We start from the raw sequence: 25035 nt of genomic DNA, 5'->3' as shown, positions 1-25035 counted from the left end.
GGGGGGAACGGTTAAAATGAAGAAGATTGAAGAATATGTCAGGAGCATCCCGGATTTTCCTGAGGAGGGAATTATTTTCAGAGATGTGACGAGTATTTTGCAGGATGCAGACGGCTTGCAGCTTTCGATCAATCTGATGCAGGAAAAGCTGAAGGATATTGAGTTCGATGTGGTGGTGGGTACCGAGTCGCGCGGATTCATTTTTGGCGTTCCGGTTGCGTACAATATGCATAAACCATTTGTTCCGGTTCGAAAAAAAGGAAAGCTGCCATGCGAAACCATTTCCATGAAATACGATCTGGAATACGGCACAGCGGAAATAGAGATGCATAAAGATTCCATAAAGCCGGGACAAAAGGTAGTTGTGATTGATGATCTGATTGCGACAGGCGGTACGATAGAGGCGGCGATCAAGCTGATTGAGCAGCTTGGCGGCGAGGTTGTGAAAGTGATCTTTCTGATGGAGCTTGCAGGTCTGGAGGGCCGCAAGAAACTGGCAGCATATGATGTGGATTCCGTAATCTGCTATGACGGAAAGTGAGTTTTGATCGAAGAATTACAATATTGACGAAGATGGTGAGTAAAGTAAATGGCGACGGACGCGAGAACAAAGCAGGAAAGAATCGAAGAGATAAAAAAAGCGGATGCAAATGTAAAAACGATGGAGGATTTTACCAGTCCGGATATTCTGTACCACGAGCTGATTGACAGTGTAAGGAAATATCATCCGTCAGATGATATTTCTCTGATCGAGAAAGCCTATCAGATTGCGTATGAGGCTCACAAGGATCAGCGGCGCAAATCAGGGGAACCGTATATCATCCATCCGCTTTGTGTGGGCATTATTCTGGCAGATCTGGAGCTTGACAAAGAAACCATCGTGGCCGGGCTTCTTCACGATGTGGTAGAGGACACGGTGATGACCTCTGAACAGCTGAAGGAAGAGTTTGGCGCAGAGGTAGAGCTTCTGGTGGACGGTGTTACCAAGCTGGGACAGTTGTCCTATTCGGCTGACAAGGTGGAAGTACAGGCGGAAAATCTGCGAAAAATGTTTCTTGCAATGGCGAAGGATATTCGGGTGATTCTGATCAAGCTTGCCGACCGTCTTCACAATATGCGTACTTTGAAATATATGAGACCGGAAAAACAGAAGGAAAAGGCGCGGGAGACGATGGATATCTATGCTCCGATCGCTCACAGGCTTGGTATTTCCAAGATTAAGATCGAGCTTGATGACCTGTCGCTGAAATATCTGGAACCGGAAGTTTATTATGATTTAGTGGAAAAGATTGCGCTGAAAAAGGATGCGCGTCAGGCGTTTGTGAACAGCATTGTCAGTGAGGTAAGCCGCCACATTGACGCTGCCGGGATCAAAGCGCAGATTGATGGCCGCATCAAGCATTTTTTCAGCATTTATAAAAAGATGGTAAACCAGCAGAAAACGCTGGATCAGATTTATGATCTGTTTGCAGTCCGGATTATTGTGGATACCGTTAAGGACTGCTATGCGGCGCTTGGAGTTATTCATGAAATGTATAAGCCGATTCCAGGTCGTTTTAAGGATTATATTGCGATGCCAAAACAGAACATGTATCAGTCTTTGCATACGACGCTGATCGGACCGAACGGTATGCCGTTTGAGATTCAGATCCGGACGTTCGAGATGCACCGGACCGCAGAGTACGGTATCGCGGCGCACTGGAAATACAAGGAAGCGGCAGACGGCAAAAAGGGCGGGACGCGGAGCGAGGAAGAGAAGCTCAGCTGGCTGCGGCAGGTGCTGGACTGGCAGATGTCAGACAACCGGGAATTCATGAGTCTGTTGAAAAGCGATTTTGATCTGTTTTCGGAGAGTGTGTACTGTTTTACTCCATCCGGCGACGTGAAAAATCTTCCGAACGGTTCAACACCGATTGATTTTGCATACAGCATTCACAGTGCGGTCGGGAATCGCATGATCGGCGCCAGGGTTAACGGCAAGCTGGTGACGATTGATTACGTAATACAAAATGGAGACCGGATTGAGGTAATCACATCCCAGAATTCCAGAGGACCAAGCCGGGATTGGCTGAAGATTGTCAAGAGTTCTCAGGCGAAGAATAAAATCAACCAATGGTTCAAGCAGGAATTAAAGGAAGACAATATCGTTAAAGGCAAAGAAATGCTCGCTGCATATTGCAGAGCGAAGGGCGTTGTTCAGTCTGATTTTATGAAGCAGGAGTATATGGACCGGGTGCTGATGAAGTATGGTTTCCGGGACTGGGATTCTGTGCTTGCGGCACTGGGGCATGGCGGACTGAAGGAGGGCCAGGTGATCAATAAGCTCATGGAAGGCTATGAGCAGGATCACAGAAAAGAGGTCACGGATGAGCAGATTATTGAGGCAGTGCAAAATGCCAAAGAGACGTCTCCTGTCCGTGTGAAGAAATCAAAGGGCGGAATTACCGTTCAGGGGATCAATGATGTCAGCGTGCGTTTTGCAAAGTGCTGCAGCCCGATTCCGGGTGATGAGATTGTCGGCTTTGTGACAAGAGGACGCGGTGTCACTGTGCATCGTACGGACTGTATCAATATCATCAATCTTCCCGAGGAAGAGCGGGTGCGCCTGATTGACGCTGAGTGGCAGCAGGAAGCACAGATGGGCGATAAAGGGCTTTATCTGGCGGAGATTATGATCTACTGCAACAACCGCACAGGCCTTCTGGTAGATATCACCAAAATATTCACAGAGAGAAAGATTGACGTCACCTCTGTAAATTCGCGTACGAGCCGGCAGGGAATCGCGACAATCGCGATGTCTTTTGAGGTTGCAGATAAGGGCACGCTGAACGCTCTGATTGAAAAAATCAGGCAGGTGGAGAGCGTACTTGATGTAGAGCGGACCACAGGATAACTGTGACGGCATGACAGGGCCGGCAAAGTCGCCAGTTGCAAAACTGCATTTATATAATACAGGAAGATTACCGGAAAACAGGAGAAACGTATGGGAAAACTTCGAATTAACACGCTTGTCCTTGGCGCGATGGCAACGAACTGTTACCTCGTCATAAATCAGGAAACAAAAAAGATGATCGTCATTGATCCGGGCGCAGAACCGGAGCGGGTGATTCGAAAGATTGAAGAATCAGGAGGCATCCCGGAGGCCATTTTGCTGACACACGGGCACTTTGACCACATCGGAGCGGCAGAGGCGATACGGAGCTATTACAGCGGGAATATGGCAGAAAAAGCGAAGCAAGGTGTTTGGATCTGTGCGCTGCGAGCCGAACAGGAAGTCTGCGGCAGCAGGGAACAGAATCTTTCATCAGCGTTTGGCAATGGGTTTACCGTGGCGCCGGACTGTTTTTTGGAGGATGGCGAGACTGTCTCCATAGCCGGTGTGACGGTCAAAGTTCTGCATACGCCAGGGCATACGGTCGGGGGTGCATGTTATTATATAGAGGAAGAGAAGACGCTGTTTTCCGGAGATACGCTGTTTTGCTGCAGCGTAGGGAGAACAGATTTCCCGACTGGCAGCATGCGTGAGCTGAGAAACGCAATTCATACGAAACTGTTTGTGCTTCCCGATGATACGCTGGTGTTGCCGGGGCACGGAGCGTCAACGAGTATAGGATACGAGAAAAAATATAATCCTTATTAGGGAACGATTATGATTACAGTACAGTTAAACAGACAGAATTTTGAATATGATATACATTCTCTTGTCAAAGCGTTTTATCCGGAGCAGGATGTGCGTATCTGTTATGTGGGAGAGGCGGTTTCAGAGAAAGAGGATTGTGCCGGGAATATGGACGCAGGGAAGGAAACACCGGAGTCGGAAGCAAAAGAGCTGCCGCTGCTGGTGATTTCTTTTGTGCCGGAGGATTCTGGAGAAAAGATTTGTGCAGAATTTGAGACAGATATCACACACGTTCTTTCCGATGAGACTTTTATACCGGAGGGAACGGAACGCAAAGCGGTAAAAAATGAACTGAAGCGTATGCTTTACCGTATGCTTTCTTTGGCTACAGGAGAAAAACTTCCATGGGGCAATCTTACCGGTATCCGTCCGACAAAAATTCCGATGAACCTTCTGGAAAAGGGCTGGAAAAATTCCGAGATTGCGCAGTATATGCGGGACACGTACTTTGTAAGCAATGAAAAAACGGCGTTGTCGATTGCGATTGCAAACAGGGAGAGTCATATTCTAAAAGATATCAATTTCCAGAATGGCTACAGTCTGTATGTGGGTATTCCGTTTTGTCCGAGCATCTGCATGTACTGTTCGTTCAGCTCAAGTCCTCTACATCTATGGAAGGATAAGGTCGACCTTTATCTGGATGCGCTTTGCAGGGAGATAGATTATGCGGCGGATGCGTTTGCCGGACGGGAGTTGAACACGGTTTATATTGGCGGCGGGACACCGACCACGCTGGAGCCGTATCAGATGGAACGTCTGCTCCAAAAGCTGGAGGAGCGGTTCTGCTTTGCGCATTTGCAGGAATTTACGGTGGAGGCCGGAAGGCCGGACAGCATTACAAGGGAGAAGCTTGAGGTGTTGCGTGCGCACGGAATTTCGAGGATTTCGATTAATCCGCAGACGATGAACCAGGCGACGCTGGATTTGATCGGACGGCGACATACGGTGGAAGAAACCGTGCAGGCATTTGCTCTGGCGCGGGAGATGGGATTTGACAATATCAATATGGACTTGATTGTGGGGCTGCCCGGAGAGGAAAAACCGGAGGTAGAGCACACGATGCAGGAGCTCGCAAAGCTTGACCCGGACAGTATCACCGTGCATTCTCTGGCTGTCAAGCGTGCGGCGCGGCTGCGGCTTTTTAAAAAAGAGCATAAAGAAATGACGATGACGAACAACCGTGAAATTATGGATATGACTGCCGCGTATGCACAGAAAGCCGGAATGGTGCCGTATTATTTATACCGGCAGAAAAATATGGCCGGTAATTTCGAAAATGTCGGTTATGCCAAAGAGGGCAAAGCCGGGATTTACAATATTCTGATTATGGAGGAACTTCAGAGTATTCTGGCACTTGGAGCCGGAGCGTCGACGAAAATGGTGTGGGCGCAGGACAGAATCGAGCGAATTGAAAATGTAAAAGATATTAAAAATTATATTGAGCGTATTAATGAAATGATAGAGAGGAAACGGGCTGGGCTGCATGAGTAATATCGGGCATGAATACAAAAAAAAGTACCAGATCATTCGTCCTGAGGTTATCACAGAGCTGTTGCACGGAACCAAGGTAAGCAATCTGGCGTATCTTGTCGGAAAACAGATGCATTTTACGCAGGAAGAGTGTCATGATCTGGCAGTTGCCGGTTTTCTACATGATATTGGAAAGCTGGAGCTTGCGAAATATGTGAGGGGGCACGAGGGAGAGACTCTGATTATTGAGGAGCTGAAATACGTGCGTCTTCATTCGCGGCTGAGCGCGAGAATACTGGAAAAAAAGGGGTATTCCAAAGAAATTGTAGATATGGTAATGTTTCATCACGAGAATTGCGACGGCTCTGGATATCCGATGAATCTGGTACAGGAGGACATTCCGATCGGGGCGCGTGTGATTCGGGTATGCGACGTGTTTGCGGCTCTTACGGACGACCGGCCATACAGGAAGGCGTTTGATGTGAATACTGCGATGCAGATGATGATCGAAGAATCCAAGGACTATGATATCCATGTATTTCTGGCATTTATGAATGTAGTTCATTATGAAAATTTGGAACGTATTATGAATACATCAGATTTGGAGCAAAGGCTGTGGAAGGCTGAGCTGCCATGGAAGGCAGAAGCGGCAGAGGCCGCAGACAGGCAAAATCCTAAATAGCAGGAAGCAGAACATGTTTTAAAAGATACAAGAAACAGGAATTGCAGCAGAGGAGGAAAAATTATGATTACACAGGCGCCAAGAGGCGTACAGGACTGGTATGGCGAGGAGATGCGCAAAAGAGCGATTGTGGAGAAAAAGGCGCGTGAAATTGCTGCCACGTATCACATGACAGAAATCATCACACCGATGTTTGAGCACACGGTGCTGTTTCAGCGCGGCGTCGGAGAGACGACGGATGTGGTGCAAAAAGAAATGTATACGTTCGAGGACAAAGGCGGCAGAAGTATTACGCTGAAGCCAGAGGGCACAGCGGGCGTTATGAGAGCTTATCTTGAACACAATATGTACGCTCAGCCTGCGCCTGCTAAGCTGTATTACGTGACGCAGGCATTTCGGTATGAGAAGCCGCAGAGCGGACGGCTTCGCCAGCACCATCAGTTTGGCGTGGAATTTGTAGGTTCGTCCAGTCCGCTCGCTGAGGTAGAGCTGATCACGCTCATTACGGAATTAATTGCGAAGCTGGGGCTTTCGGATGCGAAGCTTCATATCAACAGCATTGGCTGCAAAAACTGTCGAAAAACGTATAATGATGCGCTGCTTGCATATTTAAGGGAGCATGAAAGTGAATTATGTCCGACCTGTCGGGAACGGATGCAGAAGAATCCGCTGCGTGTCATCGACTGCAAAGTGGATGCGTGTAAAAAGATTGTAGAACATGCACCGAGAACGATTGATTATCTGGATGACGAGTGCCGGACTCATTTTGAGGAGCTGAAAGCGCTCTTGGATGAGATGCAGATTCAATATACGGTAGATACGGGCATTGTCCGTGGCCTGGATTATTATACAAAGACGGTATTTGAATTTGTGGATTCGAATGGCTTTACGCTTTGCGGCGGCGGCCGTTATGATGGGCTCATTCATGAGATTGACGAAAAACAGGATATCCCGTCCGTGGGATTTGGAATGGGAATTGAGCGTATCTTGTATTTTATGGACAAGGAAGGCGTGGAATTCCCGCCGGCAGACCCGGTCGCTCTGTATGTGGGAATTCTCGGCAAAGAGGCGAGAGGAAGAGCATACCGCCTGGTAGACAGTCTGCGCAGACAGGGATTCATTGTGGAGACAGACTACATGGACCGCAGTGTGAAGGCACAGATGAAATACGCCAATAAGCTCGGTGCGAAAAAGACTGTGATTATCGGCAGCCAGGAGCTTGAAGAAAACAAAGCCCGTATCAAAGATATGGAGACGGGAGAGCAGGTGGAAGTGGGGCTGGATGAAATCGCAGAGCTGCTGAAGCAGTGAGGGAGCGAATTGTGAAGATACCGCCGGTTCAGCGTTTGTATTGGAAACCGGTACCGGAATAAGAGATTACGGCAGAGCGGCATAAAGTATGGATGTATCTGCCTGAATAGGAGGAAGAAAAGATGGCTGAGGCTATGAAGGGGTTGAAAAGGACCCATCGCTGTACGGAAGTGAGTAAGGCAGACTGTGGAAGCACAGTGACGGTCATGGGCTGGGTACAGAAAAGAAGAAATCTGGGTAGCTTGATTTTTGTGGATTTGCGTGATCGTTCCGGTCTGTTGCAGATCATTTTTGACGAGAAGGATATCGGGGCGGAGGGCTTTGAGAAGGCTTATACGCTGCGCAATGAATATGTGATTGCTGTGGTTGGACGCGTGGAAATGCGGGAAGGCGCAGTAAATGAAAACCTGAAGACAGGAGAGCTTGAACTCCGGGCAACCGGGATTCGGATTCTGTCCGAGTCAGAGACACCGCCGTTTCCGATTGAGGAAAACAGCCAGACAAAGGAGGAACTTCGCCTGAAATACCGTTTCCTGGATCTTCGCAGACCGGATATTCAGGACAAGCTGATGCTTCGCAGCCGTGTGGCAATGGAGGTGCGGAATTTCCTGACCGAGGAAGGGTTTCTGGAGATTGAGACTCCGATTCTGATCAAGAGTACTCCGGAGGGCGCGAGGGATTATCTTGTGCCAAGCCGCGTACATCCAGGTCATTTTTATGCACTTCCGCAGTCGCCGCAGCTGTTTAAACAGCTTTTGATGTGTTCCGGTTATGACCGCTATTTCCAGATTGCAAAATGTTTCCGCGACGAGGACCTGCGTGCGGACCGCCAGCCGGAATTCACACAGATTGATATGGAGCTTTCCTTTGTCGATGTGGATGATGTCATTGATGTGAATGAGCGGCTTCTGGCACGACTGTTCCGGAAGGTTCTCGGAATTGAGATACAGCTTCCGATTCAGCGGATGACATGGCAGGAGGCTATGGATCGTTTTGGCTCGGACAAGCCGGATCTTCGTTTTGGCATGGAGCTGCATGACGTATCTGAGCTGGTAAAGGACTGCGGATTTTCTGTGTTTACGAATGCGCTTGCAGCAGGCGGCAGCGTGCGGGGTATCAACGCAGACGGCCAGGGAAGCATGCCGCGCAAGAAAATCGACGCTCTGGTAGAATTTGCAAAGGGGTACGGGGCAAAAGGCCTTGCGTATCTGGTAATCAATCCGGATGGAAGTTATAAATCTTCCTTTGCGAAATTTATGACAGAAGAAGAGCTGCATGCGCTCGTTGAAGCGATGAACGGACAGCCTGGGGATCTGCTTCTGTTTGCGGCAGACAAAAATAAAGTAGTATGGGACGTACTGGGAGCGCTTCGTATTGAGCTGGCCAAAAATCTTGGCCTTCTGAAAAAGGATGATTATAAATTCCTGTGGGTAACAGAATTCCCGCTTCTTGAGTGGGATGACGAGGCAGCCCGTTTTACGGCAATGCATCATCCGTTTACGATGTTGATGGAAGAGGATTTGGACAAGCTGGAAAGCGATCCGGGAGCCGTGCGTGCAAAGGCTTATGATATCGTACTGAATGGTACAGAGCTCGGGGGCGGCAGCGTCCGGATTCATCAGGGGGATATTCAGAGCCGTATGTTTGATCTCCTGGGCTTTACAAAAGAACAGGCGCAGGAACAGTTTGGTTTTCTGCTGAATGCGTTCAAATATGGCGTACCGCCGCACGCAGGACTTGCATTTGGATTTGACCGTCTGATGATGCTGATGACAGGCGCGGACAGCATCCGTGAAGTGATCGCATTCCCGAAGGTGAAAGATGCATCGGACCTGATGACAGAGGCGCCGGGAACCGTTGATGAAAAGCAGCTTGAAGAACTCTGCCTGTCAGTAACAGAAGAGGAAAAAGACGAGAATCAGGGAGCTTAAAGAAACAATAAAAAAGGGCTGTTGCAGGAAGGATAGGCATCCTTTTGCACAGCGCTTTTTTTCGTGTCTAATTATTTACGGTCTCTGTTGAGAGGGTTTCGCGGGAAAGGGAATTGAAGGTTTCAATAGCGCCGCGCATATCTCCGAGCAGAGCATTTGTAAATTCGTTTCCGAAATGGATTTCCCAGATCCTTCCGTCATTATGAAAAATCATATCGATATCTGTCGAACTTACTTTGGTATTTTCTTTGAGTGATTCCAGAAGCAATCTTGAAGTTTCATTTGAAAACGTAACTGCGTCATCACGGATTGATTTTGTTGAGCCCGCATATTCGAGCAGATGTTTCTTATAAATGGTGAGGACATTTTTCATATCGACACTTTTGATTCGAATTACTACTTCAGCTGAGGAACCGTATTCTGTGCATTTTATGATTTCGTAGTCAAATGCAGAGGCCAGCTGTTTGATGTATTCTTCGTCTATTCTCTGATAAAAGTCTGTGTTGTAGGTAGCGAAGATATCTTCCACAGAGAGATATTCTTTCCACTGCTCCGGTGTGAGCTGCTTCAACGCATCCAGATGAATGGAAACAATCTCTGTGACCGGGAGGATGTTCGGGTCATTCATATAAGTAATAAAGCCGCTGACCAGTTCGTCTTCCAGGACCTGATCGGCCAGGATGATCCAGCCGGAATCGTCTTTTTTTAAATGAAAATGCGCGGCGGTCACGACAGGTTCGTACGTATTGTGAGCCAGCGTATCACGGAGCAGACGATAGTAATCGCTGGTCGTGGTGCTGCGGGATTCCGGATAAATTGCTACGGATTCTTTGAGGATTTTGCGGCAGAGATCGCGGGCCAGCGCGCGCATGTCAATGTTTGTGATATTTACGCTGACGATTGCTGTGTCTCCGTCAATTTCTTCCTGATGAATGTTGTATGTAAAATTTTGGAAAAAAAGGTCGACCGCATCGGCAGTCTCTTGGTTTATGACGCCGGAAGCGAGATGGGAATTCATAAGATTTTCATAGGAGACGAAGGACTGAATTGTATCAGGGTCCAGTTTTTGAATCAGATCCAGCTCATTTTGTACAGCCTGAGCAGGGCGCCCCATACGTTTGGTGTTCCAGGAGAACAGCAGTCCAATGAGAAAGAGCTGTATCACCATAATGGCGGGAATACCGATCGAGAAAGTGAGGTGCTTCGTCTTGTGGCGGAATACATACATCCCGGTCAGGATGCCGATACTGCCAAACAGAAGAGCAATCGTGAAAAGGGTTCTCTCTGCAACACGCCATTTTCCGCGGCGGGCTTTTCTTTTGTCGATCCCCATGATAAAGAAACCGATCAGGTTTATCATGATAATGTAGATAATCAACAGTGTTTTCATAGGTTCCTCCAATAATAAGTGCAAAGTATTTTTATTTTAAACCAAAACATTGAGAATGTCAAATGTTCTTAATAAGAATACTATTTTTCGACAAAAAATGAGTGACTTTTTGGCCTTCATGCAGTGACATTTACATATGCATTTAATATCTGCGGAAAAGATATATAAAATATAGAGGATAGAAAAAAGAAAAATCTGGTTGACAGGCGAAATAAAAGTGCTATAATACTAATCAACCAAAAACATAGTAATCATATAGGAAAAGGGAGGATAAGAAGGTGAACATTTATAAAGGAGCGCTTGATCTGATCGGAAATACTCCGCTTGTGGAAGCACAGAATCTGGAAAGAGAGCTGGGGCTGGAGGCAAAGCTGCTTCTGAAACTGGAGTATTTTAATCCGGCGGGAAGTGTGAAGGACCGCGTTGCAAAGTCAATGATTGAGGATGCCGAACAAAAGGGGATTCTGAAAGCAGGTTCTGTGATCATTGAACCGACTTCTGGCAACACGGGCATCGGGCTGGCTGCGATTGCTGCGGTGAAAGGGTACCGTATCATTCTGACGATGCCGGAGACAATGAGCGTAGAACGCAGAAATATTCTGAAAGCGTACGGAGCAGAGATTGTACTGACTGACGGGACAAAAGGCATGAGCGGCGCGATTGCAAAGGCGGAGGAACTGGCAAAAGAGATTCCGGACAGCTTTATTCCCGGGCAGTTTGTAAATCAGGCAAACCCGACAGCTCACAGAAATACGACCGGCCCGGAAATCTGGAAGGATACGGATGGAACGGTAGATATTTTTATAGCGGGTGTCGGGACAGGCGGTACGTTGACAGGTACCGGAGAATTCTTAAAATCGAAAAATCCGGAAGTAAAGATTGTGGCTATGGAACCGGCTTCTTCACCGGTACTTTCAGAAGGAAAGAGCGGTCCGCATAAAATTCAGGGGATCGGAGCTGGATTTGTTCCGGAGGTTCTCAATACGTCTGTTTACGATGAAATTATAACAGTTGCAGATGAGGAAGCTTTTGACGGCGCCAGACTTCTGGCAAAGCAGGAAGGTATTCTGGTCGGGATTTCTTCGGGAGCCGCGCTGCATGCTGCGATACAGCTTGCGAAGCGTCCGGAGAACAAAGGAAAAACAGTTGTTGTATTGCTTCCGGATTCCGGCGACCGTTATTATTCCACGCCGTTGTTTGTAAACTGATCTGCGTTTAGTTGCGAGCTTTGCATAAGTAAAGTATTGCATTTTTTAAACGCGGGTGTTATCATAAACTTTAAGTTTTTCTGTTCCCAGAAGGGGCGGTAAACTGCCGCAAAAGCGGACGATCGAAAAGAAAGAAGGAGATATTATGAAGAAGAATTTATCAAAAGTACTGGCACTGACACTGGCTGTTTCAGCTGCATTTGTTCCGGCAGCTCTGGCAGGGGCTGAGGAGGACAAAACGATTACAGTTGCAGCATCTCCGACACCGCATGCGGAAATTCTTGCGGAGGCTGCAAAGCTTCTGGAAGAAGAGGGATGGACACTGGAAGTAAAAGAGTTTGACGATTATATTCTGCCGAATGAGGTAGTGGAGAGCGAGGAGCTGGATGCAAACTATTTTCAGCATATCCCGTATCTTGACAGTTTTAATGAGGAGAAAGGGACGCATCTTGTAAATGCAGGCGGTATTCATTATGAGCCGTTTGGTATTTATCCGGGCACAAAGTCTGCACTGGATGAGCTGGAGGATGGCGACGTGATTGCTGTTCCGAACGACACCACGAATGAGGCGAGAGCTCTTCTGCTGTTGCAGGATAACGGTGTGATTACGTTAAAAGAAGGCGCAGGACTGACTGCTACGGTTATGGATATTGAAGACAACCCGAAGAATGTGGAAATTCTTGAGCTTGAGGCTGCTCAGGTGCCGAGAGTGGTGGACGAGGTAGCATTTGCTGTTATGAACGGAAACTATGCGCTGAATGCAGGATTTTCAGTAGCAAAGGATTCTATTGCTTTCGAGGCTTCTGATTCTGAGGCAGCAAAGACTTATGTCAATGTCATTGCTGTAAAACAGGGCAATGAAGAGAGTGAAAAGATTCTTGCGCTCGTGGATGTTTTGAAATCTGACGAAATTCAGAAGTTCATCAATGATACATATGATGGAGCAGTGATTCCGTTTGAAGAGGCTGAATAAGACTTTCATTTAAAATTTAGATAACACGGAATACAGGAATGAAAACAGAAGGCAGTTGCGGGATTATTATCTTGCAACTGCCTTCGTTTTACGGTATACTCAGAAAAGATTGGTGTTTTGGGAGAAAAGAGCACGAAGGAGAAGAATATGGAGCCGATTATTAAAATCGTACATCTGGATAAGTCGTTCCGGCAGCGTGATATGGAAGTCCATGCGCTGAAGGATGTGAATCTTGATATATATAAAGGTGATATTTACGGTATTATTGGTATGTCCGGGGCAGGGAAGAGTACGCTGGTACGCTGCCTGAATTTCCTCGAACGGCCGACCGGTGGAAACGTAGTCGTAGACGGGAGAGATCTGGCATCGCTTTCCGAAAAGCAGCTGCGGGAGGCACGCAAGGATATTGGCATGATTTTTCAGCATTTTAATCTGCTCATGCAGCGCAGTGTGATTGACAATGTCTGCTTTCCACTGGAAATTGCCGGTATGAAGAAGCGGGAAGCGCGGCAGAAGGCGATGGAATATCTGAAAATTGTCGGGCTGGAGGAAAAGGCGAAGGCCTATCCGGCTCAACTTTCCGGCGGTCAGAAGCAGAGGGTGGCGATTGCAAGGGTGCTTGCGTCCGATCCGAAGATTCTGCTGTGTGATGAGGCGACCAGCGCGCTCGATCCGCAGACAACAAAGTCAATTCTTCAGCTTCTGAAGGAGATTAATCAAAAATACGGCATTACGATTGTGGTCATCACACATGAGATGGCTGTCGTACAGGAAATTTGCAGCCATGTGGCGATTATTGATCATGGAAATCTTGCAGAGCACGGCACAGTGGAAGAGATTTTCCAGTCACCAAAATCCAAAGAAGCCAAGCGACTGATTTATCAGGGCTTTGAACGGGTGACGGAGATGAAGGGGCGGCGTTGTGTGCGTATTGTCTTTTCTGAAAATTCTTCTTTTGAGCCGGTGATCGGAAATATGGTGCTGGCATTTAAGACGCCGGTGAATATTCTCTATGCGAATACGCGGGATCTGGACGGAGTTGCGACGGGAGAAATGATTTTGCAGCTTCCTGAGGACCCGGTACTGGGCGATAAGATGATTGCGTACTTAAAAGGCGCAAAACTGGCAGTGGAGGAGTTGATCGATTATGTTGAATGAGAAGATGGTTATGCTTTTGATTGAAGGAATTGGCCAGACGCTGTATATGACCCTGGTACCGACGCTTCTCGGTTACGTATTTGGAATGCCGCTTGGGATTTTGCTGACCGTGACGGATAAGGATGGGATTCGGCCGAATGCAGCCGTGTACAAGGTAATAGACTTTATCTCAAATATTTTTCGGAGTATTCCGTTTTTGATTCTGTTGATTCTTCTGATTCCACTGACCAAGATACTGGTGGGAAAAAGTTATGGTTCCAATGCCATGATTGTGTCCCTGACCATTGCGGCAGCGCCGTATATCGCCAGGATGGTAGAGTCATCCTTAAAGGAAGTGGACCACGGTGTTATTGAGGCGGCACAGAGTATGGGCGCCAGTAATCTGACCATAGTATTCAAGGTGCTTCTAATCGAGGCCAGGACTTCTCTGATGGTGAACGCGACGATTGTGACGGCAACGATCCTGGGGTATTCAGCTATGGCAGGTACCGTTGGAGCGGACGGACTGGGTGCGATTGCAGTCCGCTACGGCTACAACCGTTATCAGTTTGATATCATGCTGGTAACTGTTATTTTGCTGGTGCTTCTGGTACAGATTATGCAGGGAATTGGTATGATGTTGTCACGCAGGTTTGACCGGCGCAGGACGTGATGCAGAGTTCGAGGGACATAAAAGAAATATAAATATTTTAAAACAGAACTGCTGTAAAACAGAGGTGACGTGTGGAGAGAATTACACAGGTCAGTCGAAGCTGTTTTACAGCAGTTTTATTTATGATTATAGATAACAGCGATGGGTTGGCGCGTCTCAGAATTCGCGCCGTCTGCCGGATTCCGGGATATCTATTTCATTTCGATACTTGGCGATCAGTCTTCTGGAAACGGTCAGACCTTCCAGGGCAAGTATCTCTGCGAGACTGGAATCGGAAAGAGGGTGCTTTTTGTCTTCCCTGGCAATGATTTCCCGGATTTTATGTTGGATGCTTTCTTTCTTTTCAAGCCCCTGCACAAAGAAATAACTGAGCGGGAAGATACCGAACGTGCATTGCAGGAACTTGTCTTTTACAGCGCAGCGGATAACGGATTCCGGTATTTGAAGCTCTGCCGCTGCTTCTGCCAATGAGAAGGAAACAAGGTGACCAGGTCCGTTCTGGAAAAAGATCTGCTGCTTCTGGACAATCAGTCGTCCCAGTGCGAGAAGCGTTTGGTTTCTCTGTTCAAGACATTCGGACATTCGGTCAAGCTGCCGTTTCTGCGCATTCAGATAGGTAGTCACTTCGCTGGATTCGCTGTTTTTCATCATGTCGAGATATTCTTCGTTTAATCGAATAGTGGGAAGCAGAGATTCATTTACCAGTATATCATAATATCCCTGAAATTTGACAACTGCCAGATCAGGACGGATATACTGCATATATCTGCGCTCGCCAAAAGCAGCGCCCGGCCTTGGATTGAGGCTGCGGATGACGCGGCCTGCGCGCAGCACCTCGTCAAGCGGTACATGCAGCTTTTTGGCCAGTGACGGAAGCTGGTTTTTTCCGAAAGGTTCCAGATAGTTCTGCGTGATCGTAAGCGCTGTGTGATCTTCCGGATGATTTTTTTTCAACTGAATGGCAAGACACTCAGGCAGTGACCGGGCGCCGATGCCGTCCGGTTCCAGGGTTTGTAGAATGCATAGCAGGCTTTCTGCCTCATCAGGAGTCACTCCTGTGGCCTGTGCAATATCTGCAAGATCCATTTCAAGATAACCGGTCGGTTCCAGATTCAAAATCATGTAAGCCAGTACGCGGCGCTGCTGGGTATCGAGCTTCAGACCTCCAAGCTGGGCCATGAGCGTGTCGCTTAACGTTTCGCGCATGGAGATATCCAGGTTCCAGGGATCGAGAGCGTCCTTGCGGTCCTGTCTGGCATAGACACGGTTCTGGTCATCCGGAGCGTAGACCTTCCGGGTATCAAAGGCCTGAGTGGCCTGGGCGGATTCCAGATCCATCAGAGGATTCTCAAGCGCAAGATTTTGCAGGTGCTGATGAAGCTCCGCCAGGTTCATCTGGAGGATTGCCGTAAATTCAGTCAATTTTGGGGAAGTTGTCTGTTTGAGATTCGGGTTCATCTGTGTTTCCATAATATATCGCTTGTTGGTCTCCTTTTTTACGGTATTTTTATCACAGTATTATTGTTATATTTATATAAATAGATAGTACTATGATGAGAAATTATTGTCAATATTTGTTTGGCCAGAGAAATGATCTGAATTCAGGCTTGCCCTTCGCAGCGCTTCTGTGTTAGAATCACGGAGAACAACAAAAGTGTCGGAATTGCAGGGATTGCAAAGCAGACAAGACCGAGGGAAAGAAGGACGAAAAGATGTTAAATCAGGTGTCGATCTATGCAGAAAATAAAAAAGGAGCCATGCTGGAAATTACGGAGATTCTGAGCAGAGAGGAAATCAATATTCTAGGTTCTGTGACGAATGACAGCCCCGAGTATGGAATTGTAAGAATGGTCGTGTCTGACCCACGCCGTGCGGTGCAGGCGCTGGAAGCAGTCGGATATATGTGTAAGGTGACGGATGTGCTTGGGATTGAGATTCAGGACCGGGTTGGTGAGCTGAGCCGGCTGCTGGCAGCCTTAAATGACAGCAATATTTCTGTCGATTATCTGTACCTGTCCTTTAATCGTGAATCGGGAAGCCCGATTATGGTATTCCACTGCAATGACATCGCAGAGGTGGAAGGATGTCTGGCAGCCAAGGGATTTTGCAGTCTGTAGCGCGCAGATTTCGATCATCTGATTGCGTGTTTGTATATCTGTAAAAATGGTGTCATCCGAAAATACAGGAGAAAAGAGGGAGTCTGGTGGAAGCATATCTGGACAATTCAGCCACAACGCGATGTACGGAAGCAGTGCGTGAGGTGGTTGTTCGTACAATGATGGAGGATTACGGAAACCCATCCTCCAAACATATGAAAGGTGTGGAGGCAGAGCGTTATCTGCGCGAGGCAAGAGAAACGATTGCGAAGACACTGAAAGTACATGAAAAAGAAATATATTTTACTTCTGGAGCCACGGAGTCCAATAACTGGGCGCTGATTGGAGCTGCCATGGCCAATCAGAGAGCCGGGAAGCATCTGATTACGACAGCAGTCGAGCATGCGGCGGTGTTGCTTCCGCTTCACTATCTGGAGGAGCAGGGATTTCGGGTGACGTATCTTCCGGTGGATGAGAGAGGGCATATCAGTCTGAAAGATCTGGAAGAGGCGCTTGACGACGATACGATTCTTGTGTCGATGATGTATGTAAATAATGAAGTGGGAGCCATTGAACCGGTTGCAGAGGCTGCAAAACTGATCAAAAAGCGGAATCCCAAGATTTTGTTTCATGTAGATGGCGTGCAGGCGTACGGTAAGTTGCCGGTTTATCCGAAAAAGCTGGAAATAGACATGCTCTCAGTCAGTGCGCATAAGATACACGGACCGAAGGGGATCGGTTTTCTGTATATAAATGATAAAGTAAAAATCCATCCGCTTTTGCTTGGAGGCGGACAGCAGAAGGGGATGCGTTCTGGTACGGACAATGTGCCGGGAGCGGCCGGCATGGCGCAGGCGGCGAAAGAAGCGTATGAACATCTGGAGGAACATACGGCGCATCTGTTGAAGCTGAAGGCAACTATGATGGAAGGACTTGCCAAGCTTCCTTCCGTGGTGATTCACTCAGAGGAAGGCAGCAAAAGCGCTCCGCATATTGTCAGCGCAGCATTTCCTGGTGTGCGCAGCGAGGTGCTGCTTCATGCACTGGAGGAGCGGGGGATTTATGTTTCCGCGGGCTCTGCGTGTTCCTCCAATAAAAAGCTTCCGGTGAGCGCGGTTCTGAAGGAACTGCATCTGCGGCAGGAGCTGCTAGAATCTACGCTTCGTTTTAGCTTCAGCGCTTATACGACGGAGGAGGAGATTACATACTGCCTTGCTACACTGAATGAGCTGTTGCCTGTATTGCGGCGGTATGCGCGTCATTAAAAAAGGAAACAGGAAGAACGAAGAGGGAATAGAGCCATGATATTTAAAACAATTTTGATCAAATATGGAGAGATCGCCATCAAGGGAAAGAACCGTCATCTGTTTGAGGACGCGCTGGTCAGCCGTATTGTCCATGCACTCCGGGATGTAGAAGGCGAATTTCATGTATACAAGGAGCAGGGAAGGATTTATATTGACTGCAATGAAACGTATGATTATGACGAAACGATTCAGGCTTTGCAGTACGTATTCGGTATTGTAGGAATCTGCCCGGTTATGAAGGTAGAGGAAGCAGGGCTGAGACAGCTTGGCAATGATGTGATTGCATTTCTTGAGCATGTATATGAGACGCATCAGCAGACCTTCAAAGTAGTGACAAGACGGGCGCGAAAGAGTTATCCCATCGAGTCCATGGAAGTGAACTGCGAGCTGGGCGGCCGGATTCTGGAAGCATTTCCGGAAATGAAGGTAGATGTGCATGATCCCGAGATCACGCTACATGTCGAAATCCGGGAAAAGATTTATATTTATTCAAAGATCATTCCGGGCCAGGGCGGTATGCCGGTGGGGACAAATGGCAAGGCTATGCTGCTGCTTTCCGGTGGAATTGACAGCCCGGTAGCAGGGTATATGATCAGCAAGCGCGGCGTCCGGTTGGATGCAACGTATTTCCACGCTCCGCCTTATACGAGTGAGCGTGCCAAACAGAAAGTGGTGGATCTGGCGCAACAGGTTGCGCGGTATTCCGGGCCGATCAACCTTCATGTAGTGAATTTTACAGATATTCAGCTTTACATTTATGACAAATGTCCACACGATGAGCTGACGATCATTATGCGCCGTTATATGATGAAGATCGCAGAACATTTTGCGAAAGAGCGGGGAGATCATGCGCTGATTACCGGGGAAAGCATCGGACAGGTGGCGAGCCAGACGATGCAGAGCCTTGCGGCGACGAATGAGGTCTGCACCCTGCCAGTGTTCCGTCCGGTGATTGGTTTTGACAAGCAGGAGATTGTCAGCATTGCGGAGCGTATTGGAACGTATGAGACTTCTATTTTGCCGTTTGAGGATTGCTGTACCATTTTTGTGGCTAAGCATCCTGTGACAAAGCCGAATCTGAATGCGATTAAGCGTTCTGAGAGAAAGCTGGATGAAAAGATTGATGAGCTTGTGCAGACGGCGATAGAGACGACAGAGATTATCCGCGTTGAATAGATCAAAAGAAAATACAGAAAACAAAGAAAATGCAGCAGATAAGCTCGGCGAAGCGGGCAGAATCTGCTGCAGCTCTTATAAAACGCTGTCATCCGTTTAGATGATGTATGCAGAAAGTACATTCATGATCTCATCAATGTTGTCTTCTGCATGGATATTCAGATCAATCGGTTTGGAAAGATCGAGGCTGAAAATACCCATGATAGATTTTGCATCAATAACATATCTTCCGGAAACGAGGTCAAAATCGTTGCTGAATTTTGTGATATCGTTTACGAATGATTTTACTTTATCAATAGAATTTAAAGAAATTTGAACTGTTTTCATAAATAAAATGCCTCCCGCGTTTGATAGTTGTGTAGTTCCTTCGAATCTGCCACTATCTTACCGTTTGGAGATATAAAAGTCAAGCCTGAAAGTGGCAAATGCCGTTTGGAGAAAGAAAACACAGGACTGAAAGTGCAAATATTGTATGGCGCTATAAAAGTCAGACAGAGAACAGCAAAGCGGAGGTAAGGTATGAAAAAAAAAGCAGCGCTTCATAATTTGGGCTGTAAAGTAAATGCTTACGAGACAGAGGCCATGGCGCAGCTTCTTGCGGATGCAGGGTATGAGATTGTGCCGTTTGAGCCGGGGGCGGATGTCTATGTGATTAATACGTGTACTGTGACCAATATTGCGGATCGCAAGTCGAGGCAGATGCTGCATAAGGCGAGAAAAATGAATCCTGAAGCGGTTGTGGTGGCTGCCGGCTGCTACGTTCAGACAGCGCAGAACCCGGTTGAGGAGGATGTCGCCGTAGATATTGTTCTTGGCAACAACTGCAAGAAAGATCTGGTGGAGGCACTTCGGTATTTTGAGGAGATGCGTGGAGAGACGCACGGCTGTGAAACGGCAAAAGCGCCGGAGGCGGAGTTCGGGCAGGAGACAAAGGCAGCGGGCGGTGTGCAGCAGAGGCTTGATATCAATCATACGAGGGAATACGAGAATCTTTTTCTTTCCAGAATGCAGGAACATACGCGCGCGCATATCAAAGTGCAGGATGGCTGTAATCAGTTTTGCAGTTATTGTATTATTCCGTATGCCAGAGGCCGCGTACGCAGCCGCGCGCTTGCAGACGTGATTCATGAAGCTTCCGAACTTGCTGTAAACGGCTGTCGTGAGGTGGTGCTGACCGGGATTCATTTAAGTTCCTACGGGACAGATTTGGGGCTTACGCTTCTCGATTTGATTCGGGCGGTTCATGAGATCGAGGGGATTTCAAGAATCCGTCTTGGTTCCCTTGAGCCTGGAATTATTACGGAGGAGTTTGCCGGGGCCCTGGCAGCGCTTCCTAAGCTATGTCCGCATTTTCATCTTTCTTTGCAAAGCGGATGTACGGAGACACTGCGGCGTATGAACCGTCGTTACACAGCAGAGGAATTTGAGGAAAAATGTCAGATTTTGCGGCGGTTTTTTGACCGGCCGGCTGTCACAACAGATGTCATTGTCGGATTTCCCGGAGAAACACAGGAAGAGTTTGATGCCACGGTGGAGTTTCTGGAGAGAATCCGTCTGTATGAGACGCATATTTTTAAATATTCCAGACGGCATGGGACAAGAGCCGCGTCGATGCCGGATCAGATTCCGGAGCAGGAAAAGGCGGCCCGCAGCGACTGGCTGATTGCGCTTGGGGAGAAGAATCGCGGTGCGTTCGAGGCGCAGTATACAGGATGTGAAACAGAAGTTCTTTTTGAGGAAAAAACGACAATAAAGGGGCAGGAATACTATATTGGTTACACCGGGCAGTATATCAGAGCCGCTGTGCCGGCGGGGCAGAACTATGAAAATGTTCTGGTACGCGGTCGCCTGGGAAAAGAACTGGCGCCGCATGTGTTTCTCCTGGAGCAGGAGCATATGGGGGAGTCTGATAGCAGGATCTTTCTTTAGGCAAGCAAAGAGGCAGGTTCTGTCGAAAGAATTTCTGGAAATGTCGAAAAGGATTCCGGGAAAGGGATTGAATTATTTTTCGAATTATATTAGAATGTATATTAATTGATGAAGATACAGAAGCGAATAAGGACGTGGAAAGATGGCAGATATTAATAACACACAGTATTTTAACTTCAGCGCAGACCCTGAAGTACGCGTGAAGACGGTACTTGATATTGTATACAACGCAATGACAGAAAAGGGCTACAATCCGGTGAATCAGATTGTAGGTTATATTATGTCGGGGGACCCTACGTACATTACGAACCACAAAAATGCACGCAGCATGATTATGAAAGTAGAACGCGATGAGCTGGTAGAGGAGCTTTTAAGAGAATACATCAAGCATAAATCTTGGCAGCAGGAGGCGGAATGATCCGCATTATGGGGCTTGATTTCGGTTCCAAGACCGTAGGGGTTGCGATCAGCGATCCGCTGGGACTTACGGCACAGGGAATTGAAATCATCCGCCGGGAATCGGAAAACAAGCTGCGCAGGACACTAGCCCGGATTGAGGAGTTGATCCGGGAGTACGAAGTGACTTCTCTTGTACTTGGATTTCCGAAAAATATGAACAATACAATCGGAGAACGGGCAGAAAAAACGCTGGCATTTAAAGAGATGCTGGAACGGCGGACAGGCCTTACAGTGACGATGTGGGATGAGCGGCTGACGACAGTGGCCGCGAACCGCGCATTGATGGAAGGCGGTGTCCGGCGTGAGAATCGAAAAGAATACGTCGATATGATTGCGGCTGTGTATATTCTGCAAGGATATCTCGACAGCCACGGAAGGGAAAAAGATGAATAAAAAAATAGAGTTTTGCCCGGTCGGAGAAGACAAAACGGTCGGGTTCTTTGTGGTGGAAGAAACCAGAATTGGCGGCGTATCGTATCTTCTGGTGACAGAGACAGAGGATGAGGAGGCAGATGCATACATTCTGAAGGATCTGTCAAAGGACGGAGAAGCAGAGGCGTGCTATACCTTTGTAGAAGATGACGGCGAACTGGAAGCAGTATCGAAAATTTTTGCAGAGCTTTTAGAGGACGTGGATATTGAGCTCTGAGAAGATAAAGAGAAAAAATTTAAACAGAAAAATCATACAGAAAACTTGGAGAACGGAATACATAGGTATTCCGCTGTTCTCGTGGGAAATAATATAATATTTAATGAGCATGGAGGTGCAGATTGAGAAAAGAACGGAATAAAAATGAAAAAAAGGAAAAAAATGAAAATCTGAAAATTATACCGATCGGCGGACTTGGACTGATCGGAATGAATATGACGGCATTTGAATACAACAACAGTATTGTAGTTGTAGACTGCGGACTTGCTTTCCCGGAGGACGATATGCTGGGAATTGATCTGGTGATTCCGGATGTCACATATTTAAAAGAAAATATAGACCGGGTAAAGGGAATTGTCTTTACGCACGGTCATGAAGACCATATCGGAGCGCTGCCCTATATCCTGAAAGAACTCAGCGTGCCATTATACGCGACGAAACTGACTATGGGCCTGATTGAGCGCAAGTTGACAGAACACAACCTGATGCGCACAACAAAACGAAAGGTGGTAAAGCCCGGACAGTCGATCAATCTCGGGGAATTTCGCATTGAATTTATCAAAACAAATCACAGTATTGCGGATGCAGTAGCGCTGGCTATTTATTCACCGGCGGGGATTGTGGTGCATACGGGCGATTTTAAAGTAGATTATACCCCCGTGTTTGGAGATGCGATTGATTTGCAGCGCTTTGCGGAGATCGGAAAAAAGGGCGTGCTTGCGCTTATGTGTGACAGTACGAATGCAGAACGGCCAGGGTTTACGGCATCGGAACGCACCATCGGCCACGTATTTGACAATCTGTTTTCAGAGCATCACAATACACGGATTATTATTGCAACTTTTGCATCGAACGTGGACCGTGTACAGCAGATTATTAATTCGGCTTACAAGTACGGGCGAAAAGTGGTTGTGGAAGGCCGCAGCATGGTGAATATTATCCAGACTGCCTCCGAACTGGGGTATCTGAACATTCCGGAAAATACACTGATCGAGCTGGAACAGATGAAAAATTATCCGGATGAGCAGATGGTGCTGATTACGACAGGCAGCCAGGGAGAATCCATGGCAGCGCTTTCCCGGATGGCTGCGAATATGCATAAAAAGGTATCAATTAAGCCGGGAGATACGGTTATTTTCAGTTCTAACCCGATTCCGGGCAATGAGAAAGCAGTCTCAAAGGTAATCAATGAGCTGTCCATGAAAGGCGCAAATGTTATCTTCCAGAATGCGCATACCTCAGGCCATGCGTGCCAGGAGGAAATTAAGCTGATGTATTCTCTGGTGCGTCCAAAGTATTCGGTTCCGGTTCACGGTGAGTACCGCCATATGAAAGCACAGGCGCAGATCGCAGAGAGCCTTGGTATAGCAAAAGATCATATTTATCTGCTGAAACCGGGAGATGTGCTGGAGATGAACAGCGAGAAGGCGCGGGTAGCCGGTCATGTACAGACAGGAACCATTCTTGTAGATGGTCTCGGAGTCGGAGACGTCGGGAATATCGTGCTGCGTGACAGACAGCATCTGGCTGAGGATGGCATCGTGATTGCGGTGCTTACACTGGAACGCTATACAGGTCAGATTCTGGCCGGGCCGGATATTGTATCAAGAGGTTTTGTGTATGTACGAGAAGCAGAAGATCTGATGGATGAAGCGCGCAACATTGTCGAAGACGCAATGTCATATTGTAACAGCCATCATGTGACAGACTGGTCCAAGATTAAGAATACCATCCGGGATTCTCTGGGAGATTTTCTGTGGAAACGCACAAAACGGCGCCCGATGATTCTGCCGATTATTATGGAAGTGGAATAAAACATAAGCGGGTTAAATTTATGGAAACGATAGAAAAATGTACGGAGGCGCTGATTCAGGCCATACAGGAGAGCAAAGAATACGTCCGGTTCTGCCAGGTGCGCGATGCTGTTCGCATGGAACCCGGTCTGCGCCAGGAGATCAATGATTTCCGGCGGCATGTTTTTGCGGTGCAGAATGCACAGGAGCCTCTCGATATGTATGGGGAGCAGGAACGTCTGTGCAGGGACTATGAGGAATTCCGGAAGAATGCACTTGTACATGAATTTCTGGAATCAGAATTGAGAGTATGTCGGATCTTACAGCGAATTATGGCGGATGTTGCCGGAGCAGTGGATCTCGATGAGCAGGAGGTCATATGATCGTCCAGGAGCGGATGGCAGCATACATTGCATCGCTCGATGCAGGGAATGGAGCGTTTCTCGATGCATTGGAGCGGGATGCGCTGGCACATGAGGTTCCGATTATCCGAAAGGACATGCAGAGTTTTCTTCGTGTCCTGCTGGCCATGCATAGGCCTGACAAGATTCTCGAGGTCGGAACAGCAGTGGGATTTTCGGCAATCTTAATGGCAGAAAATACAGATGCAAACTGTCATATTACAACAATTGAAAAGTATGAAAAGCGGATTCCACAGGCCAGGGATAATTTTGCGGCATCCGGTATGGAGCGTCGGATTACGCTTTTGGAGGGAGATGCGCTGGAAATTATGCGTACCCTGGATGGCCCTTATGATATGATTTTTATGGATGCGGCAAAGGGCCAGTATATCCATTTTCTGCCGGAAGCACTGCGGCTGCTTCGCACCGGAGGGATTCTGGTCTCAGACAATGTATTGCAGGACGGCGATATCATTGAATCGCATTACGCAGTGGAACGCCGGAACCGCACGATTTACAAGAGAATGCGGGAATATCTTTATGTATTGAAGCACACGGATGGACTGCTGACTTCAATTGTTCCAGTAGGGGACGGGGCGGCTGTCACTGTCAAACAAAGTGAGACGATCGAATGGAGACAATGCGAAGCGCAGTGCCAGGGGAAAGAAAGATAAACGGTCAAAGAAGCAGGAACGACAGACAGAAACGGAACCGAAAATGATAAGAATTATGCAGAAAATATGTGCGCCTCGCAGCAGTATGCCGGGGCGT

Annotated in this window: 24 protein-coding genes; 21 read left to right on the top strand and 3 right to left on the bottom strand. The window is 47.7% G+C overall.

Going from position 1 to position 25035, the window contains the following annotated elements:
- Positions 1-16 precede the first annotated feature (16 nt).
- From AC6I2O_RS16315 to aspS, 7 genes are all read left to right on the top strand, one after another.
- Positions 17-541, top strand: coding sequence for an adenine phosphoribosyltransferase (locus AC6I2O_RS16315; RefSeq protein WP_120392879.1), 525 nt, complete (start codon positions 17-19; stop codon positions 539-541).
- 48 nt (positions 542-589) lie between these two features.
- Entirely contained in the window at positions 590-2893 is a 2304-nt protein-coding gene (locus tag AC6I2O_RS16310; RefSeq protein WP_120392878.1) for a RelA/SpoT family protein, read from the top strand.
- Between the two features lie 90 nt (positions 2894-2983).
- Positions 2984-3640: an MBL fold metallo-hydrolase gene (locus AC6I2O_RS16305; protein ID WP_497743281.1), complete on the top strand. Its 657-nt coding sequence runs from the start codon at positions 2984-2986 to the stop codon at positions 3638-3640.
- Between the two features lie 9 nt (positions 3641-3649).
- The gene (hemZ, locus tag AC6I2O_RS16300) at positions 3650-5170 is read left to right on the top strand and encodes a coproporphyrinogen dehydrogenase HemZ (RefSeq protein WP_497743280.1); all 1521 of its coding nucleotides are present in this window, start codon (positions 3650-3652) and stop codon (positions 5168-5170) included.
- Complete coding sequence (locus AC6I2O_RS16295; protein ID WP_120392875.1) at positions 5163-5831, top strand: HD-GYP domain-containing protein; 669 nt, start codon at positions 5163-5165, stop codon at positions 5829-5831. Before hemZ ends, AC6I2O_RS16295 begins: the two co-directional genes overlap by 8 nt.
- 63 nt (positions 5832-5894) lie before the next feature.
- Positions 5895-7142, top strand: a complete 1248-nt coding sequence (gene hisS / locus AC6I2O_RS16290) for a histidine--tRNA ligase (protein ID WP_120392874.1) — start codon at positions 5895-5897, stop codon at positions 7140-7142.
- 122 nt (positions 7143-7264) lie between these two features.
- Positions 7265-9073 (top strand): aspartate--tRNA ligase, encoded by a 1809-nt coding sequence (gene aspS / locus AC6I2O_RS16285; protein WP_120392873.1) that lies wholly within the window; start codon positions 7265-7267, stop codon positions 9071-9073.
- A 67-nt stretch (positions 9074-9140) separates the two neighbouring features.
- Here aspS and AC6I2O_RS16280 read toward each other — a convergent pair whose 3' ends face one another.
- Positions 9141-10463, bottom strand: coding sequence for a DUF1294 domain-containing protein (locus AC6I2O_RS16280; RefSeq protein WP_120392872.1), 1323 nt, complete (start codon positions 10461-10463; stop codon positions 9141-9143).
- Positions 10464-10741: 278 nt separating this feature from the next.
- Here AC6I2O_RS16280 and cysK point away from each other — a divergent pair, with 278 nt between their 5' ends.
- From cysK to AC6I2O_RS16260, 4 genes are all read left to right on the top strand, one after another.
- On the top strand, positions 10742-11671 hold the full coding sequence (gene cysK / locus AC6I2O_RS16275; protein ID WP_120392871.1) for a cysteine synthase A: 930 nt from the start codon (positions 10742-10744) through the stop codon (positions 11669-11671).
- 142 nt (positions 11672-11813) lie between these two features.
- On the top strand, positions 11814-12644 hold the full coding sequence (locus tag AC6I2O_RS16270) for a MetQ/NlpA family ABC transporter substrate-binding protein (protein ID WP_497743352.1): 831 nt from the start codon (positions 11814-11816) through the stop codon (positions 12642-12644).
- Positions 12645-12791: 147 nt separating this feature from the next.
- Positions 12792-13802, top strand: coding sequence for a methionine ABC transporter ATP-binding protein (locus tag AC6I2O_RS16265; protein ID WP_120392869.1), 1011 nt, complete (start codon positions 12792-12794; stop codon positions 13800-13802).
- Positions 13792-14454 (top strand): methionine ABC transporter permease, encoded by a 663-nt coding sequence (locus AC6I2O_RS16260; RefSeq protein WP_120392868.1) that lies wholly within the window; start codon positions 13792-13794, stop codon positions 14452-14454. The genes AC6I2O_RS16265 and AC6I2O_RS16260 overlap by 11 nt, the downstream gene beginning before the upstream one ends.
- A 156-nt stretch (positions 14455-14610) precedes the next feature.
- On the opposite strand, the gene rpoN is transcribed toward AC6I2O_RS16260, so the two are convergent.
- A complete protein-coding gene (rpoN, locus tag AC6I2O_RS16255) occupies positions 14611-15924 on the bottom strand; it encodes an RNA polymerase factor sigma-54 (RefSeq protein WP_120392867.1) in 1314 nt (437 codons plus the stop codon).
- 242 nt (positions 15925-16166) lie between these two features.
- Here rpoN and AC6I2O_RS16250 point away from each other — a divergent pair, with 242 nt between their 5' ends.
- The 3 genes from AC6I2O_RS16250 (at position 16167) to thiI (ending at position 19033) form a co-directional block, all read left to right on the top strand.
- The gene (locus tag AC6I2O_RS16250; protein ID WP_120392866.1) at positions 16167-16571 is read left to right on the top strand and encodes an ACT domain-containing protein; all 405 of its coding nucleotides are present in this window, start codon (positions 16167-16169) and stop codon (positions 16569-16571) included.
- A gap of 86 nt (positions 16572-16657) precedes the next feature.
- A complete protein-coding gene (locus tag AC6I2O_RS16245) occupies positions 16658-17815 on the top strand; it encodes a cysteine desulfurase family protein (RefSeq protein WP_120392865.1) in 1158 nt (385 codons plus the stop codon).
- Between the two features lie 36 nt (positions 17816-17851).
- Complete coding sequence (thiI, locus tag AC6I2O_RS16240; RefSeq protein WP_120392864.1) at positions 17852-19033, top strand: tRNA uracil 4-sulfurtransferase ThiI; 1182 nt, start codon at positions 17852-17854, stop codon at positions 19031-19033.
- 96 nt (positions 19034-19129) lie between these two features.
- Here the strand turns inward: thiI and AC6I2O_RS16235 are convergent, their stop codons facing one another.
- On the bottom strand, positions 19130-19360 hold the full coding sequence (locus AC6I2O_RS16235) for an HPr family phosphocarrier protein (protein ID WP_120392863.1): 231 nt from the start codon (positions 19358-19360) through the stop codon (positions 19130-19132).
- 192 nt (positions 19361-19552) lie between these two features.
- Here AC6I2O_RS16235 and mtaB point away from each other — a divergent pair, with 192 nt between their 5' ends.
- The 7 genes from mtaB (at position 19553) to AC6I2O_RS16200 (ending at position 24938) form a co-directional block, all read left to right on the top strand.
- Complete coding sequence (mtaB, locus tag AC6I2O_RS16230) at positions 19553-20962, top strand: tRNA (N(6)-L-threonylcarbamoyladenosine(37)-C(2))-methylthiotransferase MtaB (RefSeq protein ID WP_120392862.1); 1410 nt, start codon at positions 19553-19555, stop codon at positions 20960-20962.
- A 142-nt stretch (positions 20963-21104) separates the two neighbouring features.
- Positions 21105-21380 carry an IreB family regulatory phosphoprotein gene (locus AC6I2O_RS16225; RefSeq protein WP_120392861.1) on the top strand — a complete coding sequence of 92 codons (276 nt, stop codon included), beginning with the start codon at positions 21105-21107 and terminating at the stop codon, positions 21378-21380.
- A complete protein-coding gene (gene ruvX, locus AC6I2O_RS16220) occupies positions 21380-21814 on the top strand; it encodes a Holliday junction resolvase RuvX (RefSeq protein ID WP_120392946.1) in 435 nt (144 codons plus the stop codon). Before AC6I2O_RS16225 ends, ruvX begins: the two co-directional genes overlap by 1 nt.
- On the top strand, positions 21807-22070 hold the full coding sequence (locus AC6I2O_RS16215; protein WP_120392860.1) for a DUF1292 domain-containing protein: 264 nt from the start codon (positions 21807-21809) through the stop codon (positions 22068-22070). Before ruvX ends, AC6I2O_RS16215 begins: the two co-directional genes overlap by 8 nt.
- A 122-nt stretch (positions 22071-22192) precedes the next feature.
- The gene (locus AC6I2O_RS16210; protein ID WP_120392859.1) at positions 22193-23884 is read left to right on the top strand and encodes a ribonuclease J; all 1692 of its coding nucleotides are present in this window, start codon (positions 22193-22195) and stop codon (positions 23882-23884) included.
- 20 nt (positions 23885-23904) lie between these two features.
- Entirely contained in the window at positions 23905-24246 is a 342-nt protein-coding gene (locus tag AC6I2O_RS16205; protein WP_120392858.1) for a YlbF/YmcA family competence regulator, read from the top strand.
- Positions 24243-24938, top strand: a complete 696-nt coding sequence (locus AC6I2O_RS16200; RefSeq protein WP_120392857.1) for an O-methyltransferase — start codon at positions 24243-24245, stop codon at positions 24936-24938. The genes AC6I2O_RS16205 and AC6I2O_RS16200 overlap by 4 nt, the downstream gene beginning before the upstream one ends.
- The last annotated feature ends 97 nt before the right edge of the window (positions 24939-25035 follow it).

It is taken from the genome of Blautia sp. St.27G3, assembly GCF_059728505.1.
Note: the sequence above shows the minus strand (reverse complement) of the source record. Positions and strands in the feature narration are given on the sequence as shown.

Bases quoted from the DNA above. Each gene is read 5' to 3' on its own strand.
- AC6I2O_RS16260 (WP_120392868.1), top strand. From the start codon at position 13,792: ATGTTGAATGAGAAGATGGTTATGCTTTTGATTGAAGGAATTGGCCAG.
- mtaB (WP_120392862.1), top strand. From the start codon at position 19,553: ATGAAAAAAAAAGCAGCGCTTCATAATTTGGGCTGTAAAGTAAATGCT.
- AC6I2O_RS16295 (WP_120392875.1), top strand. From the start codon at position 5,163: ATGAGTAATATCGGGCATGAATACAAAAAAAAGTACCAGATCATTCGT.
- rpoN (WP_120392867.1), bottom strand. From the start codon at position 15,924: ATGGAAACACAGATGAACCCGAATCTCAAACAGACAACTTCCCCAAAA.
- AC6I2O_RS16235 (WP_120392863.1), bottom strand. From the start codon at position 19,360: ATGAAAACAGTTCAAATTTCTTTAAATTCTATTGATAAAGTAAAATCA.
- AC6I2O_RS16315 (WP_120392879.1), top strand. From the start codon at position 17: ATGAAGAAGATTGAAGAATATGTCAGGAGCATCCCGGATTTTCCTGAG.
- AC6I2O_RS16215 (WP_120392860.1), top strand. From the start codon at position 21,807: ATGAATAAAAAAATAGAGTTTTGCCCGGTCGGAGAAGACAAAACGGTC.
- aspS (WP_120392873.1), top strand. From the start codon at position 7,265: ATGGCTGAGGCTATGAAGGGGTTGAAAAGGACCCATCGCTGTACGGAA.
- AC6I2O_RS16265 (WP_120392869.1), top strand. From the start codon at position 12,792: ATGGAGCCGATTATTAAAATCGTACATCTGGATAAGTCGTTCCGGCAG.
- AC6I2O_RS16200 (WP_120392857.1), top strand. From the start codon at position 24,243: ATGATCGTCCAGGAGCGGATGGCAGCATACATTGCATCGCTCGATGCA.
- AC6I2O_RS16205 (WP_120392858.1), top strand. From the start codon at position 23,905: ATGGAAACGATAGAAAAATGTACGGAGGCGCTGATTCAGGCCATACAG.
- thiI (WP_120392864.1), top strand. From the start codon at position 17,852: ATGATATTTAAAACAATTTTGATCAAATATGGAGAGATCGCCATCAAG.
- AC6I2O_RS16225 (WP_120392861.1), top strand. From the start codon at position 21,105: ATGGCAGATATTAATAACACACAGTATTTTAACTTCAGCGCAGACCCT.
- AC6I2O_RS16305 (WP_497743281.1), top strand. From the start codon at position 2,984: ATGGGAAAACTTCGAATTAACACGCTTGTCCTTGGCGCGATGGCAACG.
- AC6I2O_RS16310 (WP_120392878.1), top strand. From the start codon at position 590: ATGGCGACGGACGCGAGAACAAAGCAGGAAAGAATCGAAGAGATAAAA.
- AC6I2O_RS16280 (WP_120392872.1), bottom strand. From the start codon at position 10,463: ATGAAAACACTGTTGATTATCTACATTATCATGATAAACCTGATCGGT.
- hisS (WP_120392874.1), top strand. From the start codon at position 5,895: ATGATTACACAGGCGCCAAGAGGCGTACAGGACTGGTATGGCGAGGAG.
- AC6I2O_RS16250 (WP_120392866.1), top strand. From the start codon at position 16,167: ATGTTAAATCAGGTGTCGATCTATGCAGAAAATAAAAAAGGAGCCATG.
- hemZ (WP_497743280.1), top strand. From the start codon at position 3,650: ATGATTACAGTACAGTTAAACAGACAGAATTTTGAATATGATATACAT.